This is a genomic window from Corynebacterium sp. MSK218, from assembly GCF_030232655.1.
In the GTDB taxonomy this organism is placed as follows: domain Bacteria; phylum Actinomycetota; class Actinomycetes; order Mycobacteriales; family Mycobacteriaceae; genus Corynebacterium.
Map to the genome: position 1 here is coordinate 16,757 of NZ_JASPGN010000020.1, position 12,231 is coordinate 28,987.

13 protein-coding genes are annotated in these 12,231 nt (G+C 59.7%); 9 read left to right on the plus strand and 4 right to left on the minus strand.

Annotated features, from left to right (window positions below; translation table 11 throughout):
- Positions 1 to 171 precede the first annotated feature (171 nt).
- From QP922_RS12415 to QP922_RS12435, 5 genes are all read left to right on the plus strand, one after another.
- Positions 172 to 2,019, plus strand: coding sequence for a BCCT family transporter (locus QP922_RS12415; RefSeq protein WP_284809832.1), 1,848 nt, complete (start codon positions 172 to 174; stop codon positions 2,017 to 2,019).
- Between the two features lie 107 nt (positions 2,020 to 2,126).
- Entirely contained in the window at positions 2,127 to 3,959 is a 1,833-nt protein-coding gene (gene metG, locus QP922_RS12420; RefSeq protein WP_070671590.1) for a methionine--tRNA ligase, read from the plus strand.
- Positions 3,960 to 3,963: 4 nt separating this feature from the next.
- Complete coding sequence (locus tag QP922_RS12425; protein WP_070671592.1) at positions 3,964 to 5,157, plus strand: MFS transporter; 1,194 nt, start codon at positions 3,964 to 3,966, stop codon at positions 5,155 to 5,157.
- A 99-nt stretch (positions 5,158 to 5,256) separates the two neighbouring features.
- Positions 5,257 to 5,538 (plus strand): type II toxin-antitoxin system RelE/ParE family toxin, encoded by a 282-nt coding sequence (locus QP922_RS12430; protein WP_070671594.1) that lies wholly within the window; start codon positions 5,257 to 5,259, stop codon positions 5,536 to 5,538.
- Between the two features lie 34 nt (positions 5,539 to 5,572).
- Positions 5,573 to 5,833 (plus strand): HigA family addiction module antitoxin, encoded by a 261-nt coding sequence (locus tag QP922_RS12435; protein ID WP_502869620.1) that lies wholly within the window; start codon positions 5,573 to 5,575, stop codon positions 5,831 to 5,833.
- A gap of 22 nt (positions 5,834 to 5,855) precedes the next feature.
- Here the strand turns inward: QP922_RS12435 and QP922_RS12440 are convergent, their stop codons facing one another.
- Together QP922_RS12440 and QP922_RS12445 are read right to left on the minus strand one after the other, a co-directional pair.
- Positions 5,856 to 6,359, minus strand: coding sequence for a GNAT family N-acetyltransferase (locus tag QP922_RS12440; protein WP_284809835.1), 504 nt, complete (start codon positions 6,357 to 6,359; stop codon positions 5,856 to 5,858).
- Positions 6,360 to 6,370: 11 nt separating this feature from the next.
- A complete protein-coding gene (locus QP922_RS12445) occupies positions 6,371 to 6,865 on the minus strand; it encodes a GNAT family N-acetyltransferase (protein WP_284809836.1) in 495 nt (164 codons plus the stop codon).
- 24 nt (positions 6,866 to 6,889) lie between these two features.
- Here QP922_RS12445 and QP922_RS12450 point away from each other — a divergent pair, with 24 nt between their 5' ends.
- From QP922_RS12450 to QP922_RS12465, 4 genes are all read left to right on the plus strand, one after another.
- Positions 6,890 to 7,714: a TatD family hydrolase gene (locus QP922_RS12450; protein ID WP_284809838.1), complete on the plus strand. Its 825-nt coding sequence runs from the start codon at positions 6,890 to 6,892 to the stop codon at positions 7,712 to 7,714.
- A gap of 252 nt (positions 7,715 to 7,966) precedes the next feature.
- Positions 7,967 to 9,115, plus strand: coding sequence for a resuscitation-promoting factor (locus tag QP922_RS12455; RefSeq protein WP_284809840.1), 1,149 nt, complete (start codon positions 7,967 to 7,969; stop codon positions 9,113 to 9,115).
- Positions 9,116 to 9,148: 33 nt separating this feature from the next.
- Positions 9,149 to 9,991 carry a 16S rRNA (adenine(1518)-N(6)/adenine(1519)-N(6))-dimethyltransferase RsmA gene (rsmA, locus tag QP922_RS12460; protein ID WP_070671606.1) on the plus strand — a complete coding sequence of 281 codons (843 nt, stop codon included), beginning with the start codon at positions 9,149 to 9,151 and terminating at the stop codon, positions 9,989 to 9,991.
- Complete coding sequence (locus QP922_RS12465; protein WP_284809842.1) at positions 9,988 to 10,926, plus strand: 4-(cytidine 5'-diphospho)-2-C-methyl-D-erythritol kinase; 939 nt, start codon at positions 9,988 to 9,990, stop codon at positions 10,924 to 10,926. Before rsmA ends, QP922_RS12465 begins: the two co-directional genes overlap by 4 nt.
- Before the next feature lie 33 nt (positions 10,927 to 10,959).
- Here the strand turns inward: QP922_RS12465 and QP922_RS12470 are convergent, their stop codons facing one another.
- Complete coding sequence (locus QP922_RS12470; RefSeq protein ID WP_284809844.1) at positions 10,960 to 11,094, minus strand: hypothetical protein; 135 nt, start codon at positions 11,092 to 11,094, stop codon at positions 10,960 to 10,962.
- Positions 11,095 to 11,142: 48 nt separating this feature from the next.
- Positions 11,143 to 12,231 (minus strand): IS1634 family transposase (locus tag QP922_RS12475; RefSeq protein ID WP_284809845.1); only part of this gene is annotated, 1,089 nt, incomplete at its 5' end.

Consider the following 12,231-nt stretch of genomic DNA (forward strand, 5'->3'; position numbering starts at 1 on the left):
ATCCGCCGTCAGCTGCGCAGTCGCAGGTGGATGATGGTCTGAAACGGGGATTGGGGAGACGTCGGAAAGCGCAGGCTGGGGCGCCCACTCCAGGCATAACGGCGGGGTACAGTGCATTTTACCTGTCTTGCAGGTTGACTAGTTGGTGGCATAACACCAAGGTCTGAAGCTATGACAGACTCGACCAATGTAGACAATCTAACGGACACGGAGGGGCCGTCGGCCGTTCCACGCGGAGCTAGCTCCCCGAACGCGGCGGATGGATACCATACCGTTGATGAGCGCCTCGAGGCTGCCTCGGCCACGAGCCAGCTTCAGGACATGCTGAACAACAGGTCCTTCAACCCAGACGCCCACGCGGTACCGGCAGAAGAGAAGGACACGGCGGAGGAGGACTTTGGCCCCGGCGGTATTGACTCGCCAATCGATTGGACCATCGTCAGCTTCGCTGGCATCCTCGTCGCCGCCTTCGTGGCATGGGGACTGGCCGCACCGGATAACTTCGGTACCTTCGCCAGCAACGCGTTGAGCTTCGTGGTCAACAACTTTGGTTGGGCTTACGTGCTCTTCGGCACCATTTTCGTCGTCTTCGTGCTCTTCATCGCATTGTCGAAGTTCGGCACCATCCGCTTGGGTGAAATTAATGAAGAACCCGAGTTCACCACGGTGTCGTGGATTGCCATGATGTTCGCCGCCGGTATGGGCATTGGTCTGATGTTCTATGGTGCGTCCGAGCCACTCAACTACTTCAAGAACGGCGTTCCCGGCCACGGTGAACATGAAGTCGGTACCTCCATGGCCACTGCCATGTTCCACTGGACGCTGCACCCATGGGCGGTTTACGCCATTGTGGGTCTGGCCATTGCGTACTCCACCTTCCGCATCGGCCGCAAACAGCTGCTGAGCCAGACCTTTGTGCCGCTCATCGGTCAGCGCAATGCTGACGGTGCCGTGGGCAAGATCATTGACATCCTGGCCATCTTCGCCACTGTCTTCGGTACCGCCTGCTCCCTGGGCCTCGGCGCTACCCAGATCCAGGCGGGCCTTGAGGCGTCCGGCCTCATTGAGAATCCTTCCCAGAGCGTGGTCATTGGCATCGTGCTCGTGCTGACTCTAGCCTTCATCCTGTCCGCGATGTCCGGTGTGGGTAAGGGGATTCAGTACCTGTCCAACGCCAACATGATCCTGGCTGCCCTACTGGCCATCTTCGTGTTCATCCTGGGCCCCACGGTGACGATTCTCAACCAGATCCCTGGTTCCATTGGTAACTACTTGGCCAACTTCACCGAGATGATCGCTCGCACCGCCGAGTCCAACAACGGTACTGCTGGTGAGTGGCTATCCACGTGGACCATCTTCTACTGGGCGTGGTGGGTCTCGTGGTCCCCGTTCGTCGGCATGTTCCTGGCCCGCATTTCCCGCGGTCGCTCCGTACGCGAGTTCTGCATCGGCGTGCTTCTCGTTCCGGCTGGTGTGTCCACCGTATGGTTCGCCATCTTCGGCGGCACCGCCATTCATATGGAGCAGAATGGCAATTCCATCTCTGGTGACTCCGCGGAGCAGGAGCTGTTTAACCTACTGCAGAACCTGCCTGGTGGCTTCATCGCTGGCATCGTCGCCGCAATCCTGCTGGCTACCTTCTTCATTACGTCGGCAGACTCCGCGTCCACCGTCATGGGTTCCATGTCCCAGTCTGGTGCCACCACCGCTAAGCCGTGGCTGTCCGCTGTCTGGGGCGTGCTCACCGCGGCGGTTGGCCTGACCCTGCTGCTCTCGAGCGAGGATTCCCTGTCCAACCTGCAGAATGTCACTATCGTGGCAGCCCTGCCCTTCCTCTTCATCGTCGTCGGTCTCATGTTTGCTATCTACAAGGACTTGAGCAACGACGTCATCTACAAGGAATACCGCGAATCCCAGGCCTTCCAGCGCAAGCTGGCTCGTGAGCGTCGTCTGCACCGCGAGTTCCAGCGCGAACAGGCCTACAAGGAGCGCCGCCGCCAGCACAAGCCGAAGCACTAACGCTTAAAGCCCTGGCGAAGAATCGCCCGTCAAGCGCCTCGCTGCGCGCTCTTTTTACACCCCCTCACTGCACGTACGGTGAGGGGGTGTTCGATAGAGTAGAGGGCATGACTGAGACAGTTGTCGTTAATGTTGCTTGGCCTTACGCCAACGGACCCCGCCACATCGGACACGTGGCGGGCTTCGGCGTTCCTTCAGATGTGTTTGCCCGCTTCCAACGAATGCGCGGAAATGATGTTCTCATGGTCTCCGGTACCGATGAACACGGCACCCCGCTGCTCGTTCAGGCGGACAAGGAAGGCGTGACCGTCCGCGAGCTGGCGGACCGCTACAACCGTCAGATTGTTACCGACTTGGCTGGGCTCGGTCTGTCTTATGACCTTTTTACCCGCACCACCACGCGCAACCACTACGCGGTAGTGCAGGAGCTGTTCAAGGGTCTCTACGAGAACGGCTACATGATTAAGGAAACCACCAAGGGTGCCATTTCACCTTCCACGGGCCGTACCTTGCCGGACCGCTACATTGAAGGCACCTGTCCTATTTGTGGCGCCGATGGTGCCCGCGGTGACCAGTGCGATGAGTGTGGCAACCAGCTCGATCCGGTGGACCTCATCAACCCCGTGTCCAAAATTAACGGCGAAACACCGGAATTCATTGAGACCGAGCACTTCCTGCTCGACCTTCCCTCCGTCAAGGATGCGCTTGAGGAGTGGCTCAAGACCCGTGAGGATTGGCGCCCGAACGTACTGAAGTTCTCCCTCAACCTGCTGGAGGATATGCGCCCGCGCACCATGACCCGCGATATTGACTGGGGTATTCCAATTCCGGTTGAGGGCTGGCAGGACAACGGCGCGAAGAAGCTATACGTGTGGTTCGATGCCGTCATCGGCTACCTGTCCTCCTCCATTGAGTGGGCCCACCGCACCGGCAACCCGGATGCGTGGAAGCAGTACTGGCAGAACCCGGAGGCTCGCCACTACTACTTCCAAGGCAAAGACAACATCACCTTTCACTCTCAGATTTGGCCAGCCCAGTTGCTGGGTTATGCCGGCAAGGGAGCCAAGGGCGGCGAGGTACACGCGTATGGTGAGTTGAACCTGCCCACGGAAATCGTCTCCTCGGAGTACCTGACTATGTCGGGATCCAAGTTCTCCTCCTCCAAGGGCGTGGTCATCTACGTCAAGGACTTCCTTAAGGAGTTTGGTCCGGATGCCCTGCGCTACTTCATTGCGGTGGCTGGACCTGAAAACAATGACACCGACTTCACCTGGGATGAGTTCGTCCGCCGTATCAACAATGAGCTGGCGAATGGCTGGGGCAACCTGGTCAACCGCACTGTGTCCATGGCGTTCAAGAACTTCGGCGAAGTACCTGCACCGGCCGCTCTGGAACAGGCCGATAAGGATATTTTGGCGCTGTCTGAGGAGACCTTCGCCACCGCCGCGGAGTTCCTCGAGCAGTCCAAGTTCAAGCAGGCCATGACCGCCATCATGCACGTTGTCGGTGAGGCCAATGCCTACGTTGCCGCCATGGAACCGTGGAAGCTGGCCAAGGATGAGACCCAGCGCGAGCGTCTGGCCACCGTCCTGTGGACAGCACTGCAGGTGGTGTCTGACTGCAACGTCATGCTCACACCTTTTCTGCCGTTTACCGCGCAGAAGGTGCACGAGACCCTAGGCCGTGAGGGCGAGTGGGCCGCGCAGCCACGTGTTGAGGACGTCGTTGACGATATTCCGGTTGAGCTCGTCGGCGTGAATCTCCCACCGGAGAACCACCCGTACCCGATCATCACGGGTGATTACACGGGCCAGCAGGCAGTGTGGCAGCGCATCGATGTCACCCCCGGCACGGTGCTGCAGAAGCCGAAGCCACTCGTGGCCAAACTTGACCCTGAGCTCGGTGAGACCGGCCCGGAGTGGGCCCCAGTTCAGAAATAGTTTGATGGGTCAGGCGTTCCGGCGCACTCTTGCGCCTGCCTTGCTCTTCACCGTCGTGTGCCTCACGGCGGTGAATTTGCGATCCGGCATTGCGTCAGTGGCGCCGGTTTTAGGGCAAATCCAAGACTACTTTGGTATTAGTTCCGGCGCCGCGGGTCTTCTCACTGCGCTGCCTGGATTGTGCTTTGCTGTGATGGGCCTTGCCGCCGTTCCCATTGCGCGCCGCGTGGGACTAAGCCGGACTTTGGCAGCCGGAACGCTCTCGCTCGTTGTGGGGTTGGCGTTGCGCCCGTGGGTAGACAGCTTCCCGCTGTTCGTCGCGCTGACCTTGTGCGTGGTGGCGGGAATTGCGTTGGCGAATGTCCTGCTTCCCGCGTGGATTAAACAGCACGGCTCTGGCCGCACGCTGGTAGCGCTCATGACGACGTACACCACGATGTTGGGTGTCTCCAGCGCGTTGGGACCATTGTCCGCGGTGACCCAGAAGACTTGGCAAGGCGCACTGTGGGTGTGGTGTTTGCCGGCGGTCGCTCAGCTCATCGCGTGGGGCGTGGTGCTGCCGCGCGCTGGTCGCGATGTAGCACAAGGCGCAGTCGATGGCGCTGACACCCCGCGCCCCATGTACACCTCGCCCACTGCCGTGGCCATGCTCTTCTTCTTTGGCCTGCAATCCACCATGGCCTATGTCCAGATGGGCTGGTTGCCGCGCATGCTCGTGGACACAGGCGTGGGGGAGAACACGGCCAGCGTGGCCTTAGCCATTATCGGTGTGTTTAACATTGCCGGCGGTGTAATCATGCCGTGGCTCATTTCACGGCTGGACCGGTTGGCACCTGTGCCCGTGGTGCTAGCCCTGTGCACGTGTGCAGGATGGGCCGGTGTGCTGCTGGCTGCCGACGCTGCCCCGCTGGCCTGGGCATCCCTCATGGGAATCGGCGGCATGTGTTTCCCCTTGGCGCTGGCTCTACTCACCGCCCGGACGCGCAGCGCGCTGACCACTGCGCGCTTGTCCGGCTTCGTTCAGCCCGGCGGCTACATCCTCGCGGGGCTCGTGCCGTTGCTTGTTGGCGTCGTGCGTGGCGCCACCGGCAACTGGACTGCCGTGCTGATGGGCCTCATGGTCCTGTCACTATGCATGCTGGTGGCGGGGCTGCGCGCGACGGCGCGGGTCTATATCGACGACGAGCTCGTTGCCTAGAGAGTTTAGAGTCAAGGAGGTACCCTTTTATCTACAACGAAGAAGTATTTAACGGACCGCGTTATTGACGCGATACGTTATGGGGGGTAGGGTGAGTTTGTGATCCAGTCATTTGCGGACAAGGACACCGAGCGTTTGTGGAATCGTGAGAGAGTGCGCTCAATCGATCCGCGTATTCACTCGGTTGCCCTCCGTAAGCTCAGGCAACTGGGCTATGTCCAGACGTTGGATGAGCTCCGAATACCTCCGGGGAACAGGCTCGAAGCGTTAAAGGGCGATCGGCGGGGTCAGTACAGCATTCGTGTCAATAGTCAATGGCGGATCTGCTTCCGGTGGACCGCTGCAGGTCCACAGGAGGTTGAGATCGTTGACTACCACTAACAAGCTCCCCCCAGTTCATCCCGGTGAGGTTCTTGTGGAGGATTTCCTGAAGGAAATGGGGATAACTCAACACAAACTCGCCGTATCGATTGGAGTTCCGCCACGGCGGATTAACGAAATTGTCCACGGAAAGCGGGCTATCACCGCTGATACGGCACTTCGACTGGCCAAATTTTTTGGCATGACTCCGCAGTTTTGGCTAGGTCTCCAGGCGCATTACGACTTGGATGTTGCGGAGGACAAAATCCTCTCGGAGTTAGAGGTGATTGAGCCGTTTGAAGCGGCCTCGGCGTAATGAAAAGTGTGGCGGCACCGCGCTAGGAACGGTCGAAGTCGCGTTGCAAGTGAACCAAGCCGAGGCGCACGCCGTCCTTGGTGTGAATGTTGGGCATGCGGCCGGTTTCCACGAAGCCGAACTTCTTGTGCAGGGCAATGGACGCCTCGTTGGTATCCACGATGTAGGTGATCATGGTCTGGACGTAGTCGTTGTCTTGGGCGTGATCCATGAGCGTGGCCATGAGCTCACTGCCCACGCCTTTGCCGCGTGCGGATTCGGCAATGTAGACGGAGTCCTCCGCAGTGCCGTAATAGATGGCGGGAATAACGAACTGGAAGTACGCGGCCCAGCCGACGATTTCGTCGTCGTCCACGGCGACGTAGACGGGATAGTCGTCTTTCTCCATCTGTGCCAGCCACTGCTTACGGTCCTCGACGGATTCCTGCCAGGTCACCAGGTTGGCCGCCGGCGTTGCGGCGGAAGCGGCGTTGTAGATGGTGGCGATGGAGGGGGCGTCGTCAAGCACTGCGGGACGAACGTGCATACGGGTAATCCTTAAACCATGAGTTGCAAATGGGCAAGGTCTAACCACTGCCCAGCTTTGCGGCTGACTTCTTTTAGAGTTCCTACAGTGGCAAAACCGAACTTCTCATGCAACTTGATGGATGCGATGTTGTCCGCCACGATAAGCGCCAGCAGCGTATGAACCTGTTCAGCCTCACGCGCATGCTGAACCACTGCCTCGAGCAGGCGTGTTCCCACCCCTTTCCCGTGGGCCGCGGGATCCACATAAATCGTGGTCTCATAGCACCCCAGCCACACCTTCGGATCGCGGTAGGGGCGGTAGAGCGCCCAGCCTAGGTAGGTGCCATCGTCCGCGTAAGCAACGAAACACGGGCAGTTCTCGCGGCGCAACTGGTGGAGATACTCGGTGCGTTCTTCCACCGTGGCGGGCTCACTACGGAAAATGAAGAGGGTTTCCTGAATAGCCCAATTCAGAGTAGCGGTCATCGCGGGGACGTCGGCGTCCGTCGCTTCACGGATAATCATGCGCGCAAGACTACACTCGCAGCCATGTCTAAGAAGAAGCCACGCCCCACACCCGTGCCCGCTGAAGGTTTGAGCCAGCTTATCGACGCCCACACGCACCTCGCCTCCTGCCGCGACGCCGACGCTGACCTTGTTGCCCGCGCTCATGCCGCTGGAGTTGAGCGCATTGTCACCGTGGGTGACGGATTGGCTGAGGCGGAGAAGGCGCTGGCCGCAGCCCACGAGTTCGACAACGTGTATGCCGCCTGTGCGATTCACCCGACGAAGGCGCAGGAACTAGATGAGGCCGCCCGTGCACGCCTGAGTGAGATGGCAGCGGACCCGCGCTGCGTGGCCATCGGTGAAACCGGCCTGGACACGTACTGGATCCACCACGAGCCGGAGACCACGGCACCCCTGGAGGTCCAGGAGGAAGCCCTGCGCTGGCACGCCGCGTTGGCGGCGAAAGTAGGAAAGACGCTCATGATCCACAACCGTGAGGCCGATGAGGACCTTATGCGAGTACTAGGGGAGTGTGCGGAGGCGCCGAAGGTGATGCTGCACTGCTTCTCCTCACCGCTGGAAGTGGCCAAGGAAGCTCTTGAGCGCGGCTATGTGTTGTCTTTTGCTGGCAACGTGACCTTCAAGCGTAACGAAGAGATGCGCCAGGCCGCAGCGCTTGCCCCAGCCGGACAGCTGCTCATTGAGACCGACGCTCCGTACATGACTCCGGAGCCTTTCCGCGGTGCGCGCAATGAACCGTCGCTTATTGGCCACACTTATGCCTGTATTGCTGAGGCCCGTGGTCAAGACGTGGAAGAGCTGGCAGCTGAAGTGAAGGAAACCTTCGCGAGCGTGTTTGGAGTGTAGCTACCCGCCCACAGTGTGACGATCTTCACTATTTGAAAACCGGCTGCTCAAGGGTGGCGGGCGTGTTTGGTGTGACGAGTGTGCTGCTAGTGGTTGCGGCGTGTGAGGACTTCTAGATCGTTACGTGCTGTTACCGTATCGTTATCCAAAGTTAGCCCGGCCTTGATGTTGCCGGGGCGCGCATTCTGTCGCGCAGAATCAACTGCTGGGCAGATGCCTGGCACGAAATACTGCAGAGACGAGTAGAGGTTTATGTCCCCGAAGAAGCAGATCAAGCGTATTAACAACTCCCGCTCCCTGCCGCTGCGTATGGCCACCGGCGGCGTCTTGGGCACCCTGGCTGTCGGCGGTGTCGTTGCCGTTGGCGCTCAGAAGGATGTCACCCTTGACGTCAACGGTGAGACGACTACTCTGGCCACCTTTGCGAGTGATGTCAACAGCGCCTTGGAGGCCGCGGGCGTTGACGTGGCGGGCGATGACCTTGTCTACCCGGCCTTGTCCGAGGAACTAGCTGATGGTGACTCCATCACGGTCCGCACCGCCAAGCCGGTTGCTGTGACCATCGACGGCGTGGAAACGCAACTGTCCTCCACTGACCTCACCATTTCCGATCTGCTGGGTGGCCTCGACGGCATCGTGCCTGGCGCTGCGGTAACCTCCGGGTCGAAGACCGTTGAGGACGATGAGGTGGTGACCGAAGGTATGAATATCGAGGTAGTCTCCCCGAAGATCGTGAAGGTCTCTGACGGCGGCTCGGTCTCCTACGCCAGCATCGCTGCCAAGACCGTGGAAGATGCCCTCGAAGCTCGCGGTATCACCGTGGATAAGGATGACCGTGTCAGCCCCGCTCTGGATACCCCGGTCACCGCCGGCATGAGCATCACCGTGGATCGCGTTGAAGTCTCCGAGGAAGAGAAGACCGAAGACTTCGATGCTCCGGCTGACTACTTTGATGATCCGGAGCTTGAGGAAGGCTCTGAAGAGGTCCGTGAGGAGGGAACTCCAGGCTCGCGCACCGTGACCCGCAAGATCGTCAAGGTTAACGGTAAAGAAGAATCCAACGACGTCATCAAGGAAGACGTCCACACTGAACCCGTAGCCGCACGTATTGCCCGCGGCACCAAGCCGAAGTCCACTGCCCCTGCCGTAGCTGAAGGTTCCGTCTGGGATGCTATTGCGCAGTGTGAGGCTACCGGTAACTGGTCTATCAACACCGGTAACGGTTTCTCCGGCGGTCTGCAGTTCACCCCGTCCACCTGGGCCGCCTTCGGCGGTAACGAGTACGCACCGCAGGCATGGCAGGCAACCCGTGAGCAGCAGATTGCAGTGGCTCAGAAGGTCCAGGCAGCTCAGGGCTGGGGCGCATGGCCTGCCTGCACCGCAAAGCTTGGCCTGCGCTAAAACTGCGGCGCGCCGCGTATTAGTCTGGAAGACATGACACAACCCCACCTGCTGGGCCCGGTGGAGATCCGCGAGCTCGCTGCTGAGCTCGACGTCACCCCGACGAAGAAGCTGGGCCAGAACTTTCTCCATGACCCCAACACCATTCGGCGTATCGTTGCCGCCGCGGACCTCTCCGCTGAGGACCGCGTAGTGGAGGTTGGCCCCGGCCTCGGCTCACTGACTTTGGGTCTGCTGGGGGAAGTAGAACACGTCACCGCAGTAGAGATTGACCCGCGCTTAGCGGCCAAGCTCCCGGAGACCGTGGCCCAGCGTGCTCCGGAGCAGGCACACCGCCTGACCTTGGTGGAAAAAGACGCCCTTACCGTGGAAAAGGGCGAGTTGGGCGAGCCTACAGCGCTCGTGGCGAACCTTCCCTATAACGTGGCCGTTCCAGTGTTGCTACACCTGTTGGAGCTGTACCCCTCAATCCGCCGTGTCCTCGTCATGGTTCAGCTGGAAGTGGCCGAGCGCCTCGCGGCCGCGCCGGGAAGCAAGGTCTATGGCGTGCCGAGTGTCAAAGCTGCTTTCTATGGTCCCGTGCGCCAGGCCGGAACAATTGGCAAAAATGTCTTCTGGCCCGCTCCTAAGATCGAGTCCGGTCTCGTGCGCATTGACTGCACGCGTCCCTATGATGAAGCACTGCGTCCGCAGCTTTTCGCGCTTGTCGATGCTGCCTTTGCCCAACGCCGCAAAACTCTGCGTGCGGCACTCGCTGGCCACTATGGCTCCGCCGCAGCTGCCGAAGAAGCACTACACGCAGCCGGCATCGATCCGCGCCTGCGCGGTGAGAAACTCGGTGTGGAGGACTTTGTCCGATTGGCGGGCCAATCATGAGTCAGCCACTCGCGCCGTCCGCACAGCTGTGGCAGGCCCGCGCACACGCCAAAGTCAACCTGCACCTTGGCGTCGGCGATGCCCGCGAGGATGGATTCCATGAACTCGCTACGGTTTTCCAAGCGCTCGAGGTTCATGACGTCGTCAGCTTTCGCTGGTCGGAAGACACCACGGTGGAGGTCACCGGCCGCCACGCACAAGGCGTGCCCGCCACGACGGATAACTTGGCTTGGCGGGCTGTGGAGCTGGTCGCACAACGCCTCATGCTCCCAGCGACGGGCATCCTGACGATGGAGAAAAACATCCCTGCGGCGGGTGGCATGGCTGGCGGTTCGGCCGATGCTGCCGCAGCCTTGCTCCTTGCCAACCATGCATTAAGCACCGAATTCTCCCGTGAACCTGTGGCTGAGGAGAAGCTCTTTGAACTCGCAGCGGAACTGGGTTCCGATGTGCCCTTCACACTTTTGGGTGGTACCGCCTTGGGCCGGGGGCGCGGCGAACTGCTCACCTCGATGTTGTCGCGCGGACGCTATATCTGGGCCATCATCACTAACGCTGAGGGGCTGTCTACCCCGACGGTCTTCCACAAGCTCGATGAGCTTCGTGCAGCTGGCCGCGGAAGCTCCCCGCACCTCGATACCGAAGCGGTTGGCCAAGCCCTCATAAGCGGCAACCCACGTGAACTTGCCGCAGTCATGCACAATGATCTCCAACCGGCCGCGCTGTCCCTGCGGCCAGACCTGCGCAAAATCCTTGAGACCGGCGAAGCCGCCGGTGCTCTCAAGGGGATTGTCTCTGGCTCTGGCCCTACCTGTGCGTTCCTTTGTGAGGATGAGGAGACCGCCTGTGAAGTCGTAGCTCAAGTCTGCGCCGATAACCGCGGCACCCGCGGCCTAGTGACAACCGGCCCAGCTAGCGGCGCCACGCTGGTCTAAGCATCCGGCTAAAGGCGAATTGGAGGGGAGGCGCTACAGAACCGCCATTTCTACCGGTTTCATCTCCAGCGGAATGCGCTGCGGTTCCTGGTCTCCTAGCAGATCGACGATGACAAGCTCCTGCTTAGCGGCGTCCGTGATGTAGGCATAGCCATTGGCCGCCTTCAAGATAGGTCCTGGCAGCTGCCATTCCTCATTTTCCTGACTTGGCTCAAATTAGTGCCGAAGGGTTGGGGTGGTGATGGTGTTGACGAGGGTTTGGATTTCCGGGGGTAGTGGTACTGCGGCGTGGATGGTTTCGCCGCCAACGACGAGTTGGAAGCTGCGGTATTTCTTGAGTGTTCTCACGAGGCGTTTGATGGATTGACCACTGCGGGTCTCCATCAGGTGGGCCACGGCTAGGGCTGCGATGACGATGTTGAGATGTGCTGTGATCGAGTCTTGTTTCCTGGCGTAGATTGGGCGTGCTTTCAGGTCTGATTTCGACATCCGAAATGATTTCTCAATGTTGAGTAGCCTGCGGTAATGCCCGATAACCTCACTAGCGTCAAGAGCGGTCAGGTCGGTTTCATAGCCTTTAATTCCGGCCAGGGCTCGGTGCTTGGCAGCAAGAGCATAGTTGACCTTCTTGTTCGGGGCGCAAAGATCGATATAGCGGTTACGCTTGATTGCGATATCGCCGTCAACAGCGCGTTTGGCTTTTGCGACTTGCTCTTTGATTCCGCGCAGGCTGCGCCTAGCCCGATCATGGGAGTACTGGTAATGCGTCACCGTATTCGGGGTTGTGTGTTTGCGCCCATCGCTTGCCGAGGCTTGCGTCCAGATCTGGCCGTGGGTGTAGTCGTCACCGGGGTTGTCCCGCCGCCAGGTTTCGATCACCTCAGGCACGGTGGGGGTTTTCACCGACAAAATGTAGTGCAGCCCTGCATCGATGAGTGCTTGTTTGTTCGCTGCGGAGAACATGCCTGCATCAGCAACGACGGTGACTTCATCGAGTTGGTAGGCATCTTGGAACCGTGTGATCATCGGTAGCATCGTGTGGGTTTCTGCCGAGTTTCCAGCAAACGCGCCCACATGCAGTGGAAACCCGGTGGCATCAGTAAGCAGCCCGACAAGGATTTGTGGCTCGAGGCGGCGCTCTTTGGAAAATCCGGGTTTGCGAAGCTCATCAGGAGTATCGGTTTCAAAGTACAAGGTGGTCACGTCGTACAAGATGAATGTGCCTGGACCGATACCTGCATGATGCGCCAGCACTTGGGTTAATCCTTCGCCGAAGGCATCTGTAGCAAAGCCAGGTAGTCGGCG

Bases quoted from the DNA above. Each gene is read 5' to 3' on its own strand.
- QP922_RS12415 (WP_284809832.1), top strand. From the start codon at position 172: ATGACAGACTCGACCAATGTAGACAATCTAACGGACACGGAGGGGCCG.
- metG (WP_070671590.1), top strand. From the start codon at position 2,127: ATGACTGAGACAGTTGTCGTTAATGTTGCTTGGCCTTACGCCAACGGA.
- QP922_RS12425 (WP_070671592.1), top strand. From the start codon at position 3,964: ATGGGTCAGGCGTTCCGGCGCACTCTTGCGCCTGCCTTGCTCTTCACC.
- QP922_RS12440 (WP_284809835.1), bottom strand. From the start codon at position 6,359: ATGCACGTTCGTCCCGCAGTGCTTGACGACGCCCCCTCCATCGCCACC.
- QP922_RS12445 (WP_284809836.1), bottom strand. From the start codon at position 6,865: ATGATTATCCGTGAAGCGACGGACGCCGACGTCCCCGCGATGACCGCT.
- QP922_RS12450 (WP_284809838.1), top strand. From the start codon at position 6,890: ATGTCTAAGAAGAAGCCACGCCCCACACCCGTGCCCGCTGAAGGTTTG.
- QP922_RS12455 (WP_284809840.1), top strand. From the start codon at position 7,967: ATGTCCCCGAAGAAGCAGATCAAGCGTATTAACAACTCCCGCTCCCTG.
- rsmA (WP_070671606.1), top strand. From the start codon at position 9,149: ATGACACAACCCCACCTGCTGGGCCCGGTGGAGATCCGCGAGCTCGCT.
- QP922_RS12465 (WP_284809842.1), top strand. From the start codon at position 9,988: ATGAGTCAGCCACTCGCGCCGTCCGCACAGCTGTGGCAGGCCCGCGCA.